Here is a 16,868-nt window from a genome sequence, read left to right on the forward strand (position 1 = left end):
GCACAACCTCGCCCTCGCCGGATAGACGGACAAGCCACACAGCGAACAGCCACGCCCAGGCCCACCCAAAGATCATTTACGGGACAGCCCTTAGGCAACGGGCTCTCCACGGTCTCTGCCGTCAGGTGGTTGCAGGGGTCCAGGGGGTGGGGATCGTGTTGCCGCGGTAGCGATACCGGGTGACCGGGATCGCGCTGATCTTCCGCAACTCGATCTCGCCCGCGCTGATCGGCCGCCACCGCCCGGTGGGGGTGGTGAGCCGTCTGCGGACGTCCGTCCAGTTCCAGTGATGCCGCTCTTGCAGCAGCCGGATGACTCGCCACCAGACGAGGTTGTCCAGGTTGCTGAAGGTGCGCTTCGCGACGGCATGCCTGAAGTAGTTGGCCCATCCGTGGGTGACCTGGTTGAGGTTCACCAGGACCACGGTCAGGTCCTGCTGCGATGTCCTGTGGGTGAGGTTACGGATCTTCGCCTTCACCGTCCGGAGTGGCCGGTCGGCGATGAAGGTGTAGACGTACCACTTGTCCGTTCCGCGTTTGCGGCGCCACTGGATGTGGAACCCCAGGAAGTCGAACCCCTCGCTCAGGTGCACCAGTTGGGTCTTGGCTTCCGAAAGCCGCAACCCGATCGGTGCGAGGACCTGGGCGATCTCCTCACGCAGTGCCTCGGTATCCTGCCTGGTCCCTTTGACCAGGGCGACGAAGTCGTCCGCGTAGCGGACCAGCCGCCACGAGGGCAGGCCCTTGGCACTCCGTCGTTCACGCCGACTGCTGGTGGACAACTCTCCATCCGGCTCCCAGGCGCGGTGCAGGTGCTCATCGAGCGCCGACAGGGCGATGTTCGCCAGGAGCGGGGAGATGATCCCCCCTTGCGGCGTGCCGGTGAATGTCTCCTGATGTTCACCGAGCTCCGTGAGGAGACCGGACTTCAGGAATGCCTTCACCAGTGCCAGTACTCGCTTGTCCTTGATCCTCTTCCGAACGCGGTCCATCAGTGCAACGTGGTCGATCTCGTCGAAGCACGCCGCGATGTCCGCGTCCAGCACCCAACGGTAGCCGTGGGTGCCATAGAAGTGGATCTCGGCAATCGCGTCCTGAGCCCGCCGTCTGGGCCGGAAGCCGTAGGAGACCGGCTTGAAGTCGGCCTCGAAAATCGGCTCCAGCACCAGCTTCAGCGCGGCCTGGACGACCCGGTCGGCGATCACGGGAATCCCCAGCCGCCGCACCTTCCCCGACCCGCCCGGTTTGGGAATCTTGCGCTCCCGCACCGGTAGCGGCCGGAACGAGCCCTGCCTGAGCTGGGCCCGTAGGCCGTCCAGGAATCCGGGGACCCCGAGTCGCTCCTCAACGTCGGCGGCCGTCAGGCCGTCCACGCCGGGAGTACGGGCTCCCCGGTTGCCGGCGACCCGGTCAAACGCCACGATCAGCGTCGCCGGGTCGTGCACGAGGTTGAACAGATCATCGAACCGGCGGCCGGGATCGGCCGCCGCCCAACGGTGAAGCTTGGCCTGCATCTCCGATACCCGCTGACGCGGCCCCACCGGGGCCGACTCCAGCAGGGCACCGCTGTTCAGCGGTGCGTCTTTCGGCATTGCAGTCCCCTTCCCTTCTCGATACCGCTGCCGCCCTTCCCCATGTGCTCGGGCTTTCCCCGGCTCGGAGTACTACGGCGGCTCCGCCCCACCCGGCCCGTTCGGCGGTCGATGCGCCTATCCCCACCAGCTGACTGGACGCCCGCAAGAGAGGAGTTGAGACCGGTGGTTCCCGTGTTCACTGTGATTCGCTCGTCGAAGTAGGAGCCCGACTGTGTCCCTGCGGCATCGCCACGAGTACGCCGTAGACCTTCCTCGTGGCCTCCCGACCGGCTTCGAAATACCGGCCAAGGAGTTCCCCGCCGCCACCAGACGGCGAGTGCGCACCGCTTCCGGCCCAGATCCACCAGGTTCGAGCCGGTGTAGTCGTTAAGAGACGTAAAGACGCCGGTTCCTCGCGTACTCCTCTCCGTCCCGCTCGCCGGACCCGCACCATCTGGCAGTACTGGCACGTCCCGGCTTTGTCAGGGCCGCTCCCGCCCTCCCCGGCATCACCCGGATCAGGCTGCCCTCAGCTCCACCTCCCTGCTACGACAGGTCAGCGATGAAGGTCTCTCACCTCCACACGAATCACAGCGCCTCACGGCGCAACTCGAAGACGATCCAGCCCCCACACGCCGCCGTGAGGCTTTTAGCCGCGGCCACACCTCCTTCTTCCACAACTCCACAGCGCGCTCGTCACGCTCGAGTGCTCTGCGGATAGGTGCCTGCCAGGACCAGCCATGCCGTTTCAGCAGCCGCCACACCGTCGCCACCGACAACGTCAGGCGCAACCTGCGGCGGATCACCGTCCGGACCCGGACCAGAGTCCAATCCTCGAAACCGTGCGCGGCCGGGCCCCTGCGGAGCTCCTCCTCCAGTACGGCGAACTGGGCATCGGTGACGGTCGGGGAGTTCGCCGCTCCGGCCGAGCCCAGGGCCTCCATGCCGCCCTCGCGCCAGGCACGACGTCAGCGTTCCACCGACCGCACACTCACCCGCAGATCCTTCGCGATCACCGCGGTCTTCTCACCCACCGCGAACCGCACGCCGGCCTCAAGCCGGATCCCCTCACGAAACGCCCGACGCTCAGCAGTCAGGCCCCCACCCTCCGGATAACGTATACCACCGGCATACCGCAAGGATCATGACCCGTCATCACCCGACGACAACCCGAAAACCTCAGTAACAAAGCACTACTAAGTGCTTGCAGATCATCAAGGTGTTGCTTCCCGTGCTGGGGCTCGTTGGTGTGGTATGCGCATCCCGGACGAGACTCGTAACCAACTCTCTGTGAAGTTCGCGGTGTTGTTCCCGCATCTGGACGAGCGGCAGCGTCGGTTGTTGATGGCTGCCGAGGCTCGTGTCTTGGGGCACGGCGGCGTTCGGACTGCCGCACGGGCGGCCGGGGTGAGTGAGACGACGGTCCGCAAGGGTGTGTTCGAGCTGGAGGCCGGTGAGGAGCCTCTGGGCCGGGTGCGGCGTCCGGGCGGGGGCCGCAAGCGGGTCGCGGATCTCGATCCGGGGTTGCGGCCGGCTTTGCTGGCGCTGGTCGAGCCGGATGTGCGGGGTGACCCGATGTCGCCGCTGCGATGGACGCTGAAGTCGACCCGGGCACTCGCGAGGGAACTGGCCCGGGCCGGGCACCGGGTCAGTGCCGACAGCGTCGCGGATCTGCTGCGGGAGGAAGGCTTCAGCCTGCAGGCCAACGCCAAAACGCTCGAGGGCAGCCAGCACGTCGACCGGGACGCGCAGTTTCGTTACCTCAACGAGCAAGCCCGCGAGCACCGGGACGCCGGCCAGCCGGTCATCAGCGTGGACACCAAGAAGAAGGAGCTCGTCGGCGAGTTCAAGAACGACGGCCGTCAGTGGCGTCCGGTCGGTGATCCGGTGCCGGTGAACATGCACGACTTCGCCGACCCGAAGCTGGGCAAGGCGATCCCGTACGGGATCTACGACCTGGCTGCGAACACCGGCTGGGTCAACGTCGGCACCGATCACGACACCGCCGCGTTCGCGGTGGAATCCATCCGCCGCTGGTGGCACGGCCAGGGCCACGCTGCCTACCCGCGTGCGACACGGCTGCTGATCACCGCTGACGCCGGCGGATCCAACGGCTACCGCACCCGGGCCTGGAAACTCGAACTCGCCCGCCTCGCTGCCGAAACCGGACTGACGATCACCGTCTGCCACCTGCCGCCGGGCACATCGAAGTGGAACAAGATCGAACACCGCCTCTTCTCCCACATCACCATGAACTGGCGCGGCCGCCCGCTGACCAGCCACGAAGTCATCGTCCAATCCATCGCCGCAACCACCACCCGCACCGGACTGCAGGTCACGGCCGAGCTGGACACCAATGCCTACCCGACTGGAGTCACGATCGGTGATGCGGAGATGGCGGCTCTGCCACTGACCCGGCATGCCTTCCACGGCGACTGGAACTACGTCCTGTACCCCCATCCGGCCCCACTCATCCCGGCGGCCCGGACTCCGGAACCGTGCGAACCGGAATGGACGCCGGCCCTGCTGACCGATGCCTCGCTGACCGGCATGTCTCCCGACCAGCTGCACGACCTGGTCCAGGCACTGGCACCGGACGGAGACACCCGGCGCGGCCGCCCGCCCCACCTCGCCTTTCACGACCAAGTCCTGGCCGCCGTGCTCCACCTGCACGTCAATCTGGCCGCGGAACCCCTCGCCGTGCTGTTCGCCAGCAGCCGCACCGCCATGCACCGCACCCTCCTGAAGATCAGGAAACTGCTCAAAGCCCACGGCATCGTCATCCCACCCGCCGCTACTCCGCCAGCCGCCCTCACCGTCCTCCACACGCGGATTCTGGCTCAGAGCAGCGAAGCCAGCAGCAAGATCAAAACGACGTGTTAATGATCTGCAAGCCCTAAGGGCTGTCCCGTAACTGCTGGTCGCGGGTGAGGTGATCTTGGTGTGGCTGGTGTGATCACGGCGTCGGAGCCGTCCTGGATAGCCCCGTTCACCGGGCTGAGTCCGCGTTGTTTCGGGAAGCTGGTGACCGTGCTGCGGCGCGAGGGTGCGGACGCGGTCCGCAAGGGCCGGCCGTGGAGCCTTCCGCTGGAGGACCGGGCACTGCTGGTCGCGGCCTACTGGGGCACGAACTTGACGATGCGACAGCTCGCCCCGCTGTTCGGGGTCTCGAAGTCGGCGGCGGACCGCATCATCGACCACCTCGGGCCGATGCTCGCGCTCCAGCCCCGAAAGCGGTTCGCCAAGGACACCGTGCTCATCGTGGACGGCACCCTGGTCCCCACCCGCGACCACACCATCGCCGCGCAGTCGAAGAACTACCGGTACTCCACCAACCACCAGATCGTCATCGACGCCGACACCCGCCTGGTCGTCGTAGTCGGCCGACCGCTCGCGGGAAACCGCAACGACTGCACGACCTGAAGGAGCGGATGGAGCGGGCGACGTCGCGCGAGGACCACGACGGCTCGTACAGGATGCCCGTGATCAGTGGGCGGGCCGGGTCCGGCGCGTATGGGGGTGGTGTGCTGTTCCTGGACTGGCACAAGGACGGCCACGGTTTCCGGGGCCACGACTTTGAGGACTCCCGCCGTCTGACCAGGGGATCCGGGAGGTTGTGACCGAGCGTGATGCCTGGCCCTGATGGACAACCTTGGTGCTCGGCTCGGCGTCGGCAGAGCCGCCTGCTCCCCGGGAGACGGCCCTACGGCCGAGGTCAGCAGGCCCAGTTGTCGTGTCCTGGCGGGAGCTGTCTTCGCAGAAGGCTTGTGAACGCGCGACCGCACGCCAGCATGGGTTCGACGGGCAGGTCCACGTCGAAGCCTTCGTCATGGCCGCCTGTGCCGTAGGAGTTGACGAGATCCTTCGGGATGGCGGGGGTCCATGCGAGCAGTCGCTGCAGGACGCACTCAGATAGGTGCAGCGCGAGCGCGACCCGAGCGGGTTCCGTCCCAAGGTGCTCGTCCAGACAGGACGAGACGAACCCCACGAAGCCGGTCGTGGCCTGCATCTCCCAATCGTCGCAGGCGCCGGCCAACCACTCAGGGGCGTCAGCGACCGCCTTCGCCTCCTGCGCCAGCAGGTACAGCCACACTTCGGCTTGCTCGTCGCGGACCCAGAATCCAGAGTCGCAGTAGTCCAAGTTCGAGGTGGCCATGCCGCGAGTAGACCACGCAGGAGCTGGCCCCCCCCACGGAACCCCCGGGCAGAGTTTTCATTGCCCCGCGGCTCCTGACACCACAGGAGGTGCGGGCCGGTGCGGCGACTTCCCATCGTAAATCGAACGGACTTACGATCTGGGGGTAACTGACACTGCGCCCTTCCCGGCCGATCTCCTCAAGCTCCAGACCGAGCTTCACCGCGCCCGCGCCGAACACGAGGCGTACCTCGCGGCCCTTCCGTGGAGTGTCGAGCCGATGGAGGGCTGGACGGTCGGCGAGCGGTACTCGCCCCGTGGCGACGTCGCCGCCAGCCCCGGTTGGACGCAGGAGCAGAAGGATCGCGTGGAGCGGATGTGGCAGGAACTGCGCGACCTTGCCGCGGCTGTCGTCGATCACCCGCACTGGGCCACGGTGGCCCGGGAGGACGTCGTGGCGGCGCGGCAGCTGCTGAAGCAGCAGGGCCGGCCCCCGGCGGGCGAAGCGGCGTAGGCCGGCCGATGCGCGGGGCGGAGATCACCGAACCGGTCGGGGCCCGGCCGTGGAGGCCCGAGGACGGCCCCCGGCCCCGGATCCGGACGTGGCCCGGCATGGTCCGCCCCGCCCTGTACGTGTGGTCGTCCGGCGCCTGGCGCCTGGCTACGGTCCTGGCCCGCCAGGGCTGGGCCGACGGGCGGGTGATCTATCAAGTGGACGTCGACCTGAACAACTCCACCCTCGTGGTGTACCGCGCGTACCAGTGGCCACAGCCCGGCCTGCGCGTCGCCTGCCGCCCCACACCGCGCCCTTCCGCGACCCTGCCCGACTTGCCTCGAAATTCGAACATCAGTGTTAATGAAATATGCGCCACCAGCACTTTCCCCCCGATCTGATCCGGACCCAGCTCGCCTGGATCCGCACCTATGAGGCCCTCGCCCGCCTCACCCCCACGCAGAGCCCTACCGTCCTGCGCCGCGAGCTCCTGGACCTCTCCCGCGCCCTGGCCACCCACCCGTACTGGGCGGTCCCCGGCCGGTCGTCTGCGGGCCGGATGGAGCTGCTGCGCCAGGCCCGCGCAAGCCGTTGGGGGTGGGCGGCGTGATCCGGTTGACCGAGCGCCGGCTGCGGATCCTCGAGGCGATCGCCGCCCATACCGCCGCGCACGGCGCGGGTCTGTCGGTCCGCGAGATCGGCTCTGCCGTGGGGCTCGCCAGCTCGAGCAGCGTCGCCTTCCAACTGGCCCACCTCGAGCGCGGCGGGCTGCTGGTCCGCTCCGGCCGGGCCTGGTCCACGGCCGAACTCACGGGCCCCGCGGTGCGCCGGCTGGCTGCCTCGCGCTAAAGCCGTCCGTCGCCTTCCACCAGGCCGTGACCCCGGGAGCGGACCAGGCTGGGCGTGGGGCCGTCGCGGCGGACGGCAGAGGGTGGCCGCATCCCATGCAGGATGCGCCACGCCACCGCCTCCCCCGATTCCTGCGCGGCTCCCTTCCGCCATTCCCACCCGCAGGCCGCACCGGCTCCGGACTCCCCATCCGCGCTCCCCGCCGCTACACCCCGCCCGCCCCCGCCCTCCGCGGCTTCCTCATCGACCAGACCTGAGGGCATTCGCTCTTGCAGGACCGGCGAGCCGTACGTCCTGCGCGTCACCGTGACCTGCCCTCCGCTTCGTCCACGCGCCGCGGAATATGTGCGTACATGCGTGTGATCGCTGGTGGGTGTGTGCGAAGAAACGTGGTGAACGGCCGTTACGGAATCTGCTGATCCGTTTGAGTGGTGGAGCTTCAATGTGCGCTGGTGGTGCGCCGGAGCGTGTTGATCGTCCGCACTGTGTGGGGTGCGGGTCGGTGTAGCCCTCAGTGAATGTCAGGGCCATGGCTGCACGGGTTGTGTGTGGTGTGCAGGTGAGTGTCACGCGAAGGTCCGTGTCCGGTAACCGGTCACGGCGGGGGCTGCGGCCGACCGGTCGGAGGGCCGAGAGTGTGGCTCCTCGGCCCGGCGAACGGGCCGGGCACCGGCACCGGCACCGCTACCAGGGTGTATCGGCCGGTGAGGACCTGTTCTTGAGGGGCCATCACATGTCTGCTTCTTCGACCGCCCCCGTATCGCCGCCACCGTTCTGGCCGCCGGAGCCGTGGTCGGCGCCGCCGCCCTCCCCGCCACCGCCGCGGACCGGAATCACGACCGGCACCCGCGGGTGGAGATCTCCCGCGTCCAGGCCGACAGCCCCGGACGCGACGACCGCTCCAACCGGTCCCTGAACGGCGAATGGGTCGAGATCACCAACACCACCCGCCAGGCCGTCAACCTGCGCGGCTGGACGCTGCGTGACTCCGACGGCAACCGCTACCGCTTCAACGGCACCCGCATCGCCGGACGTGCCACCATCCGCATCCGCACCGGCGCCGGACGCGACACCCGCACCGACCTCTTCCAGGGCAAGCGCGACCACATCTGGGACAACCGCGCCGACACCGCCACCCTGCGCGACGACCGTGGCCGCACCGTCGACACCGAGACCTGGGGCCGCCGCCACTGACCCAGGCGGAGGTCGGGCGGCCGCCTGTCGGCGGGCGACCGCCCAACCCCCCCCGGTGCCGGGCGGGAACTGCTCACTGGCTGTGCGGGCCGTCACCCTTCACCAGGTGACGGCCCGCACGGCCCTTTCCGGCCGGTAGCCCGGCCGCGAAGGCCCATGCACGGGTGGTCCGCTCACACGCCTTTTCGTGTTGGTGAGGGTTGCGGAACCGGTTCTGCCGGGCTCGCTGGGATAGTGAGCACGTGCCCTGCCCCGGGCGCCCCGAGCCTCCGGGGCAGGGCACCCGGACCTTGGTATTCGTGGGTTTCCGGATGTGCCGGCCGGCACGGAGCTGCCTTCACGCGCCTGGCCGGCGGTGCCGGTGTCAGAGTTCCCGCCCGGCCGGGGGCTAGTGTCTTTTCCAGGCCGTGCCGATGTGGCGTGCGTGGGTGAGGCCCGGTGCCCAGAGCGCTCTGGGGGCAGCAGTACCACCGGGCCGCCACAAGGCTTCCGCCCCATGGGATTTCATCCGTTTGCCGGGTGGGCGGGGCGGGCGTGGGGGCAGGCTGGTGGGGTGAGTGGCATGGATGTGCCTCAGGTGTATGACGGCCGGGACGGCGAGCTGTGCGAGCCGGTGCCCGGCCGCACGCTGGTAGGCCTGGTGGGCGGCCCGCTCGACGGTCGGCTCCTCGACGTCAGTGACTGGCGGGACGAGGACCGGGCTGAGGGTTGCCTCCTGGTCACCGACCGAGGCCTGTACGGGCCCGGCGGCCGCGCCTTCTACGCGCCCGACGAGGCGGATCTTCAGGGACCGTTCCGCTGGCGCGGGGACACTCCCTGACCCGGGGACGTGGAGCTCGTCTCCCGGGCACGGGCTGATCAGTCTCCGTCGACAACCGGGTCGCAGGCTGGGCGCCACCGGCCTGCCCGCACCACCGCCCTGGTCGCCCTCACACAAGACCTGCAACCCGCGATCCTCGGCCCGATGCTCGGACTCCACCCGATCAGGGCGACGTCGCCGGTGATGACGCCGGCTTCGTCGGTCATCGCGCCGCCAGGGCCTGCTTTGATGTAGGCGGCCAGGGCTACCGGCCCTTCTGCATTCGCGCCGTGGCCGGGGCCGGATCGTTGCCCGACTGCGGAGGGTCATGAGGGGCACGTCTCCAGCATCTCGGTCAGTTTCGTCTTCTCCGCCTGGGTGACCGTCAGCTGGTAGGTGCTTTTCACGTTCGTCCAGGCCGTCGCATACGTGCACCAGTACGTTTTGGCCGGGGGCTGCCATTCATCGGGGCCCTGGTCGCCCTTGGCCCGGTTCGTCGCCGCCGATACCGCCAGGAGCTGGGGGCGGGTGAGGTCGTTGGCGAAGTCCTTGCGGCGCTCGGGCGTCCAGGAGCCGGCGCCCGACCGCCAGGCGTTCGCCAACGGCACCATATGGTCGATGTCGAGCTTCCCGGCGTCCGTGAAGGTGATCCCGTCGTAAACGGAGACCCACGTACCCGAAACGGCCTTGCACTCGCTGTCCCGCTTCACCTTGCTGCCGGCCCGCTCAAGAACGACCTCCCGGGTGTCACAGGCACTACCCTGCCCGGCCCAGTGCGAGAACTTGGCCCTGGAGTATCCGGCCATCGACTGCTGACCGGCCACCTTCAGCCCGGCGAGCTGACCGCGGGCCACCGACGCCGTCGACAGACCAGGCAGCGCCCGCACCCCCGGCGCACCCTGCGCTCCACCCGAACCCTGACCGGACCGAGACGGCTTGCCGTCACCGCCCGCCGTCACTCCCGGATTGCATCCCGCAAGCCCACCGGCCAGCAGAACAGCCATCACCACACCCACACACAGCCGCACCTGACGAGGCATAACCATCCCAAACTGTATTGAAATCACCTCGGCGACCCTACCCACCCCACCTATCCCGCGAAGGCCGCGAGGTCACCACGGCATGCAGGAGCCATCCGGGAACACGTCCGAGATCCGCAGCGCCACAGCGCAGGAGGCCTGCTCGACCATCCGCAACGCGCGCCCGACGCGGACCCCACTCTCCGCCGCCCCCGGCCACCACGAAGAGGCAACGCACCCGTGACCTCGGTCGGCATCGTCGGGAGGCACTTTGCCGGATTCCCTCTCCGGCCGAGCACAGGTGCGCGATGGTCGGACCCAGAGCTGGCGAAGGGCCGCCAGGACGTGTGTGGAGGGGCGGGGCCGTGGTGGGCGACGAGACGTGGACGACGGATGAGTTCGGCAAGTCCCACGAGGGCCGGGCGGGCGTCCTCCTGGCCGACGGGAGTGTCCCCAAGCCGGTGTACTTCGACGGCGCATCCAGCTACGGCCAAGAGGTCCGCCACTGGAGCGTCTACGACGGAGGCACCTGGCCGAAGCGGCCCCAAGCCGCCGTCCTGCGCGCGGAATGCGCATGCGGCTGGACCGGCCCATCCCACCCCATCAACTGGGACGAGATCGCAGACCAGCCCTTCCACCACGCCGGCACCGACATCGCGGACCAGTGCATCGACGACTGGGACCACCACATCCTCAACATCGGCGCAAGCACCATCCCCCTACCCCTCGAACTCGACACCCTCCTCGAAACCGTCACGACAGCAATCGAAAACCTCGCCCAAGACTCCCCAACCGCCGCCCTCAAAGCAGCCCGACGCCTCGAACTCATCGCACAACGCACCAGCTACGCACCCGCCCACGAAGCCCGAGACCAGGACCCCGAAACCGTGGCAGCGCAGCTCGGCCTGAACCTCGACCAGACCCGCTCGCTCCTCGCCCGCTTCGGGCGCTGGAACCAGTACGCGTAACCCGGACGCAGGACGAAGCGGCATGACAGAGCGGTCGGGACAAAGAGCTGCCGCAAGCCGCGGCGCAACCGGAGGCGGGGAGCATGCAGGACGCGGTCTACGGTCTGCTCGGCGCATTGGGCGGTGCCGTGGTTGCAGGCGCCGCCGCGTACTGGGGTCCGCTACAGACCCAGAAGGCAGCACGCCGAGAAGCTGAACGACAGCGCGAACAGGCACAGGCGGAAGCCGCAGCGGCAAGGGCACACGAGCATCGCAGCGCCCGGGTCGCCCGCGTAGCCCTCATCCGCAGGGTGGTCGGCAACTGGTGCCATCTGCTGGAAGTGACGTTGGACGATGTCCAGCAGGGCCACGCAGTCACCGACTTCCCGGAGCTCGCTCGCCAAGCCAGAGAAGCCTTAACCGAAGCGATCTACGAAGGCATCCGTGACGGATTCGCCATCGTCCTCACATCAGCGAGCAACGAGCCTCCTCGGCGCGAGCCGCGCAGGGAAGGCACAACACACGGCATCTCGGTACGGCGCCCAGAAGGCCCGCTCAGGAGAACCCGCGTGAGCGATCGCACCATACGCGTAGACGAATCCGACCGGCAGCTGATCCTGGACGCACTCGACCGTGCCACCTACCGCATGCGTGACCTCGCCAGGCTGCCTCAAAACGACCCCCACTATCCACAAGCACTCACATCCGCCCAGAAAGCCCTGGACAAAGCAGGCCACGCCAGAGCCCTCCTCTCCGTCCAACTCATGCAACGGCTGATGGACATCGCCGACCTAGACGTCATCGACACACGTCGGGACCCAGGGCCGCCGCGTGACCACAGCGACACCTGACAAACCCAACGCACGCTCCTGCACCCGCGACACGACCGGCCGTACCGTCGCGCTGCGCCCCGATGCGGCCCGGCAGGCTGCCGAGCATCTGGCGGAGGCCGGCCCGGGCCCGTGGGAGGGCGTGCGGTTCGCCGCATGGGGGCCGCGTGACGTCCTGGACGCGGTCCTGGTCCGCCCGGATCTGGTGGCGGAGATCAGCGCCGACCGGGCCGTCGACCGCGGCGGGGTCTACCGCCACGCGCTGCGGTTCAAGCGGCTGCGCCTGGACGTCACGGCCGAGGACGTGGCCCGGTTCGGCGAGGGTGCGGCCGCGGCCGCTGGCTAACGCTCGGGACGGGTCTGGGCACCGGGTGGGATGTGGTGCGGGTCTCACCGGGCGGGGTTGCGGGGCTAAGGGGGCGGTGGTGTAGCACGTGCGCGAGTTTCGCCTGCCTGCCCTCTGACCTGCTGGCCCTGGTAGAACATGGGTCGATGAGTATTCAGTGGGCGTTAAGTCCGTTTCTGGTAGCGGCCTCGTCCGGGTTGGGTGAGGAAGCCTTGGCGGGTGAGGCGTCCGAGGCGGCTGCGGGTGATGTTGACGGATGCGTCGTCGGTGGGCATGTCGAGGAGTTCGTGCAGCTCGCGGGCCCGGAACGCCTGGTCGGGGTGCTGGTTGAAGGCGTCCACGATGGCCTGGTAGGCAGTGCTCGACTCGGGCGGACCGGGTTAGGTGCCGGTAGGTGCGAGTTCGGTGATGATCTTGCGGGTGGTGGCGAGGTCCGTGAGGCGGGCTTCGGTCTCGGTCAGGGCGGCGGTGAAGTGCGCGATCTGATGGTGGAGTTCGTCTGCGGGGGCTACGGCCTCGTTCTCGCGGATGTGATGGTCCACCAGAAGTTCGGTGATGTTCACGCGGCCAGCCCGATGGTGTCGCGCCAGGCCGGGGTGGGCGTGGTGAGGCGCCGGGCCATGTTCGCGGTGGAGGCCCAGTAGACGCGCGAGGCGGAGGTGTCGGGCCGGTGGTCGTAATCACGAGTCAGGCGCCGGTGGAGCATCAGTGTGCCGTTGGTCTGCTCTACTACCCACCGCTTGGGCTACGGGACGAACCCTTTGTCCTGGTCGGCAGGGTTGCGGCGGACGACCTCGACGTCGATGTCCAGCAGTGCGCCGTGAACGATGACTTCGTCCTTGAATCCCTGATCGACCAGGGCTTTCTCCAGGCGCATCCCGCACCGCTCGGCGGCCTGGTCCAGCAGGGCGGTGCCGGCGGCGTTGTCGTGCGCTGAGGCGGCCATGACGACGACGCCGATGATCAGCCCCAGAACGTCGACGGCCAGTCCCCGCTTGCGCCCCGAGACCTTCTTGTTCGCGTCCAGCCCCGTCGTGGTCCCGGGGACACCCGCCGCGGCGCGGACGGACTGGGTGTCGATGATCACGAGGGACGGGTCCTCTAATCGGCGGGCCTTCTCCCGCACCTGGCAGCGCAGGAGTTCCTGAATCCGCTGGTCAAGCCCGTCCTCGCGCCACAGCCTGAAGTAGTAGAACACAGCCGACCAGGCCGGCAGGTCATGCGGCAGCATGCGCCACTGACAGCCCGTCCGGTTCTGATAGAAGATCGCGTTCACGACCTCCCTCAGGTCACAGGACCCTGGATCCCCGGTCGCCGACCGCGCCACCCGGCCCTGTTTCCAGGACGTGATTATCGGCTCGATCAACGCCCACTGCCCATCCGATAAGTCGCTGAGGTACGGCTCTCTCTTCACGCCCGCATCTCAACATGGACATGCCCACCAGACGGCCCGGACAGCGATCAGTACCACGATCGAGCGATCACGAACCAACGAAGATCGGACTTAACGCCCTCTCAGAGCGGCGCGGTTACGCGCGGGCCATGCGGCATCATGGTGGGTTGTCTCCAGAAGAAGCCGGGGAAGCCGCCCTGGAGCGGTATCCGTACGAGCCCGCCGAAGCGACCAATCGAGGACTGATCTTTCACGACGAGGCCTGGCACCGGGCGATGCTGGCGATCCACGGCGATCGGTACGAGGCGGATCATCCCGAGCTAGTTCATCCGTCACCTGACTACCTAGCCCTCGAATAGCCATACCGTGAGCAGATTCGAACGTCCATCACTCTCTGCGACTGCTCCCAAGATCCGTGACAGAACCGAGAAATGACGGCACCCGTGTCGCTGAGGTGGATGGACGAAGCTGTGATGATCTGTTCGTGGTGACAGATGTCGAGTGGGCTCGGATACAGAGGGACCTGCGCTTCGGGCAGGTCTTCGAGGGCACGGTGGTAAAAGTACCGCAGCCCGGAGCGATCGGGATCTTCGTGGACATCGGCCTGAGCGTCGGAGGCTTCGTCGACGTCATGCTGCTGCCGGACGAGGGCAAGGACTGGCCAGCGGAAGGCACGGTTGCCGATTTCGAGATCTGGTGGGCAGACAGCCGCCAACAGATCCGGCTGAAGCCGTCCGACTCGCGATATCTGCGGACCGACTTCGCAGAATTCGTCGAACGCTTCCGTCCCAGTTGGCCCGCCGACGTCGGCCAGCCCGTGCCTGATCCAGGGCCTGTCACCCCCGACGAGTTGCGGGCCCTGCTTCGTTCCGATGGGCCGCAGGCCAACTCCCCCTGAGACTGGAGAAGTGGCCGACGCTCCTGGCGGAACCTAGCTGGCCGCAGCTTCGGCCCGGGCTCGCGTGCTGGCGAGGCGGTATGAATCGGTGCCGGTCTCGATGATGGTGCCGTTGAAGGCGAGGCGGTCGACGATGGCCGCGCAGAGGGCGCAGCACGGGCGACCCCGCCCCCAGCGTCACCGGGATACGCGTCAGCAGCGCTGTACGGGGCGCTGCGGGCCCTCCCGGTGCATGCCCCGCTCTCGGGTATCTGCGCGGCCACAGGCGGCGGACAAGGGCGATAGACGGGGCGCAGCACGGTCCTGGAGTGCCGTACAAGCCCTTCTTGGAGGTTGTTTTCATCTGTTTCGTTGCTTAATCAGATGATTCTTGGAGTGCGGCGTCGTGGTAATGGTGTGCTTCCGCCGTCGCGGCTGTGCGCCTGGGCGCACGCGGTCCATGGCGGTACGCCTGAAAGCATGGCGAAGCGACGTCCGTATCCGAGTGATCTGTCCGATGCCCGCTGGGAGTTGATCGAGCCGGTGCTTTCGGCCTGGCGCTTCGAGCGCCGCGGCAGGGCCCTGGACTTAGGCCGGCCGCCCGAACACGACCTGCGCGACATCATGGACGCGATCTTGTATCCGGACCGGACCGGAGTCCAGTGGCCCTATCTCCCACACGACTTCCCGCACTGGAACACCGTCTACGGCTACTTCGCCAAATGGGCCGACGAAGGTGTCTTCGCCCAGCTCAACGGCCTGCTCAGGCAATTGTCGTAGGAAGCGGAACATCGTCACCGACACCCTCGGGCTCCTCCTCGCCGTGCTGGTCACCGCGGCCAGCGTGCAGGACTCCATCGCCGGCACCGCACTGCTCGACCAGGTCGCCGCCGAACACCCCGGCATCCGCAAGGTGCGGGTCGACGGCGGCTACCGCCAGCACCTCGTCGAACATGCCACGGCCCTCGGCATCGACATGGAAATCGCCACTCGCAAGCCCGGGACCAGGGGTTTCACCCCGATCCCGAAACGGTGGGCGGTCGAGCGAACCTACGGCTGGCTCATGCTCCACCGCCGCCTGGCCCGCGACTGCGAGACCCTCCCCGAACGCTCCGAAGCCGTGATCCACATCGCCATGACCGACCTCATGGCCCGCCGCCTCACCAGCGAGAACACCATCTCCTGGCGTGACCCGACACCCCAGACCAAACAGCTGATCCCGGGATAAAACAGCGGGATAAAACGACCTCTGAGCACTACCACCACGGGTTGCGCCACGTCCAGGACCAGCTCACGACCTAGCCCCACCGCCCGGTGTGCCAGCGCCTCCACCTGGACGGTGGCCGTAGCCGGCCCGGCTCCCGCCTCGGATACCGTGTTCCTCTACGGGGTGCCATAACGGATGTGACGCCCCCCACCGGAGGTAGTCAGCGTATGAGTTCAAAGCGCAGCAAGAATCCAGCCCTGCCCGTACTTGACGACGCATTCCGACTCACGTCGGTCAAGGACGCCGAAGAGTCCACCCGTGACTTGGCCGCGCGGCTGGCCACCACCGAGCTGCGCCGCGTTTCCCACCCGGGCCGGGTCACCTGGGAGCCCACCGATCAGGCCGAGCCCGTACCGGTCCCGCCGACTGTGGTCGACGGTGACGGGGACCTGTGGCTGCGGGACCGGGGCACTGGCACCTGGACCATGCCCGAGTTCAACCCGAAGGAGTTCCCGGCCCGCTGTGGCGAGGTTCTGACGTGGAACCAGCTTGCCCGCGAGTTCGGCCCGCTGACCGCACTGGCCGACGACCGCCGCATCGGCGGCGGCCGGCGCTGACCGCGCAGCCTTCTGGGATGACCGCGCCCCTGAAGCGCCCGTTTCGGGTAGCTGGGAGCTCCAGCTCACCGCCGAGCTCGACGATGGCGGCGAGCAGGTGAGCGTGGTGGTGGCGTGCGACGGCCTCGAGCAGCGTGGTGCGGGCCTGGCGCCACCCGATGTCCTCGGTGCGGCCGGCCTCGGTGGACCAGCCGGGTAGCGGTCGGCCTTCAGTTGCCGTGGCGAGCGCGCGGCCCAGCTCGCCGATCGACTGCTGCCAGTCGGCGAACTGCCCGAGCAGGCCGCGCACCAGTTCGTCGACGGCGGCCGCCGGGCCGGCGCCGAAGGCCCGCGCTTCGGCGGCGGCCTCGGCGAGGACGTCTTCGTCCAGGTCCTCGAGGGCCTCACGCCACGGAGCGGCCGCAGCGTCGAAAGCGGCCAGGGCGGCGTGCAGCTCGGCGTCGAGAGCGGCGGGCGAACACGTCGGCTACTTCAGCCGCCCGGAGCCGTTTGCCGAGCTGCTGGCGGGCCTGGTCTGAGATACCCTGCTGCGCCCCCCCCCCCGACCACGGCGGCGGGGGGGCCCAGGGGGGTGGGGGATCCGTTTACC

17 protein-coding genes and 5 pseudogenes are annotated in these 16,868 nt (G+C 68.3%); 14 read left to right on the top strand and 8 right to left on the bottom strand.

The window, feature by feature from the left end; genetic code table 11:
* Positions 1-121: 121 nt before the first annotated feature.
* Positions 122-1,591: a group II intron reverse transcriptase/maturase gene (gene ltrA / locus ACWF9Z_RS35300; RefSeq protein ID WP_453609541.1), complete on the bottom strand. Its 1,470-nt coding sequence runs from the start codon at positions 1,589-1,591 to the stop codon at positions 122-124.
* A 599-nt stretch (positions 1,592-2,190) separates the two neighbouring features.
* Positions 2,191-2,694, bottom strand: a pseudogene (locus ACWF9Z_RS35305) (winged helix-turn-helix domain-containing protein); the annotation flags it as partial.
* A gap of 133 nt (positions 2,695-2,827) precedes the next feature.
* On the opposite strand from ACWF9Z_RS35305, the gene ACWF9Z_RS35310 reads away from it, so the two are divergent.
* Positions 2,828-4,456 (top strand): ISAzo13 family transposase, encoded by a 1,629-nt coding sequence (locus ACWF9Z_RS35310; RefSeq protein ID WP_453609543.1) that lies wholly within the window; start codon positions 2,828-2,830, stop codon positions 4,454-4,456.
* 60 nt (positions 4,457-4,516) lie between these two features.
* Positions 4,517-4,984, top strand: a pseudogene (locus ACWF9Z_RS35315) (transposase family protein); the annotation flags it as partial.
* 304 nt (positions 4,985-5,288) lie between these two features.
* Here the strand turns inward: ACWF9Z_RS35315 and ACWF9Z_RS35320 are convergent.
* Positions 5,289-5,729 carry a hypothetical protein gene (locus ACWF9Z_RS35320; RefSeq protein WP_453609544.1) on the bottom strand — a complete coding sequence of 147 codons (441 nt, stop codon included), beginning with the start codon at positions 5,727-5,729 and terminating at the stop codon, positions 5,289-5,291.
* A gap of 259 nt (positions 5,730-5,988) precedes the next feature.
* Here ACWF9Z_RS35320 and ACWF9Z_RS35325 point away from each other — a divergent pair, with 259 nt between their 5' ends.
* The 5 genes from ACWF9Z_RS35325 to ACWF9Z_RS35345 all read left to right on the top strand — a co-directional run bounded on the left by ACWF9Z_RS35325 (position 5,989) and on the right by ACWF9Z_RS35345 (position 9,064).
* Positions 5,989-6,222: a hypothetical protein gene (locus tag ACWF9Z_RS35325; RefSeq protein ID WP_453609546.1), complete on the top strand. Its 234-nt coding sequence runs from the start codon at positions 5,989-5,991 to the stop codon at positions 6,220-6,222.
* 349 nt (positions 6,223-6,571) lie between these two features.
* Positions 6,572-6,811 (top strand): hypothetical protein, encoded by a 240-nt coding sequence (locus tag ACWF9Z_RS35330; RefSeq protein WP_453609548.1) that lies wholly within the window; start codon positions 6,572-6,574, stop codon positions 6,809-6,811.
* A complete protein-coding gene (locus ACWF9Z_RS35335; protein WP_453609550.1) occupies positions 6,808-7,050 on the top strand; it encodes a LexA family protein in 243 nt (80 codons plus the stop codon). Before ACWF9Z_RS35330 ends, ACWF9Z_RS35335 begins: the two co-directional genes overlap by 4 nt.
* A 789-nt stretch (positions 7,051-7,839) precedes the next feature.
* Positions 7,840-8,244 (top strand): lamin tail domain-containing protein, encoded by a 405-nt coding sequence (locus ACWF9Z_RS35340; protein WP_453609552.1) that lies wholly within the window; start codon positions 7,840-7,842, stop codon positions 8,242-8,244.
* Between the two features lie 562 nt (positions 8,245-8,806).
* A complete protein-coding gene (locus ACWF9Z_RS35345; protein ID WP_453609554.1) occupies positions 8,807-9,064 on the top strand; it encodes a hypothetical protein in 258 nt (85 codons plus the stop codon).
* 305 nt (positions 9,065-9,369) lie between these two features.
* Here ACWF9Z_RS35345 and ACWF9Z_RS35350 read toward each other — a convergent pair whose 3' ends face one another.
* Entirely contained in the window at positions 9,370-9,930 is a 561-nt protein-coding gene (locus tag ACWF9Z_RS35350; protein WP_453609555.1) for an HNH endonuclease family protein, read from the bottom strand.
* 500 nt (positions 9,931-10,430) lie between these two features.
* On the opposite strand from ACWF9Z_RS35350, the gene ACWF9Z_RS35355 reads away from it, so the two are divergent.
* The 3 genes from ACWF9Z_RS35355 (at position 10,431) to ACWF9Z_RS35365 (ending at position 12,185) form a co-directional block, all read left to right on the top strand.
* Complete coding sequence (locus tag ACWF9Z_RS35355; RefSeq protein ID WP_453609557.1) at positions 10,431-11,030, top strand: hypothetical protein; 600 nt, start codon at positions 10,431-10,433, stop codon at positions 11,028-11,030.
* Between the two features lie 83 nt (positions 11,031-11,113).
* Positions 11,114-11,860, top strand: coding sequence for a hypothetical protein (locus tag ACWF9Z_RS35360; protein ID WP_453609559.1), 747 nt, complete (start codon positions 11,114-11,116; stop codon positions 11,858-11,860).
* Entirely contained in the window at positions 11,841-12,185 is a 345-nt protein-coding gene (locus ACWF9Z_RS35365) for a hypothetical protein (protein ID WP_453609561.1), read from the top strand. Before ACWF9Z_RS35360 ends, ACWF9Z_RS35365 begins: the two co-directional genes overlap by 20 nt.
* A gap of 164 nt (positions 12,186-12,349) precedes the next feature.
* Here the strand turns inward: ACWF9Z_RS35365 and ACWF9Z_RS35370 are convergent, their stop codons facing one another.
* The 3 genes and pseudogenes from ACWF9Z_RS35370 to ACWF9Z_RS35380 form a co-directional block, all read right to left on the bottom strand.
* Positions 12,350-12,526: a hypothetical protein gene (locus tag ACWF9Z_RS35370; RefSeq protein ID WP_453609563.1), complete on the bottom strand. Its 177-nt coding sequence runs from the start codon at positions 12,524-12,526 to the stop codon at positions 12,350-12,352.
* Between the two features lie 39 nt (positions 12,527-12,565).
* The gene (locus ACWF9Z_RS35375) at positions 12,566-12,748 is read right to left on the bottom strand and encodes a hypothetical protein (protein WP_453609565.1); all 183 of its coding nucleotides are present in this window, start codon (positions 12,746-12,748) and stop codon (positions 12,566-12,568) included.
* Positions 12,745-13,599, bottom strand: a pseudogene (locus ACWF9Z_RS35380) (IS5 family transposase). The gene ACWF9Z_RS35375 and the pseudogene ACWF9Z_RS35380 overlap by 4 nt, the downstream one beginning before the upstream one ends.
* 146 nt (positions 13,600-13,745) lie before the next feature.
* Here ACWF9Z_RS35380 and ACWF9Z_RS35385 point away from each other — a divergent pair.
* A complete protein-coding gene (locus ACWF9Z_RS35385; protein ID WP_453609567.1) occupies positions 13,746-13,937 on the top strand; it encodes a hypothetical protein in 192 nt (63 codons plus the stop codon).
* A 125-nt stretch (positions 13,938-14,062) separates the two neighbouring features.
* Entirely contained in the window at positions 14,063-14,476 is a 414-nt protein-coding gene (locus ACWF9Z_RS35390) for a hypothetical protein (RefSeq protein ID WP_453609568.1), read from the top strand.
* Between the two features lie 33 nt (positions 14,477-14,509).
* On the opposite strand, the pseudogene ACWF9Z_RS35395 reads toward ACWF9Z_RS35390, so the two are convergent.
* Positions 14,510-14,623, bottom strand: a pseudogene (locus ACWF9Z_RS35395) (IS21-like element helper ATPase IstB); the annotation flags it as partial.
* A 312-nt stretch (positions 14,624-14,935) separates the two neighbouring features.
* Between ACWF9Z_RS35395 and ACWF9Z_RS35400 the strand changes: the two are divergent.
* Positions 14,936-15,683 (top strand): annotated as a pseudogene (locus ACWF9Z_RS35400) (transposase).
* A 206-nt stretch (positions 15,684-15,889) separates the two neighbouring features.
* On the top strand, positions 15,890-16,279 hold the full coding sequence (locus ACWF9Z_RS35405) for a hypothetical protein (RefSeq protein WP_030773773.1): 390 nt from the start codon (positions 15,890-15,892) through the stop codon (positions 16,277-16,279).
* Positions 16,280-16,868 lie beyond the last annotated feature (589 nt).

The organism is Streptomyces sp. NPDC054961, assembly GCF_053609145.1.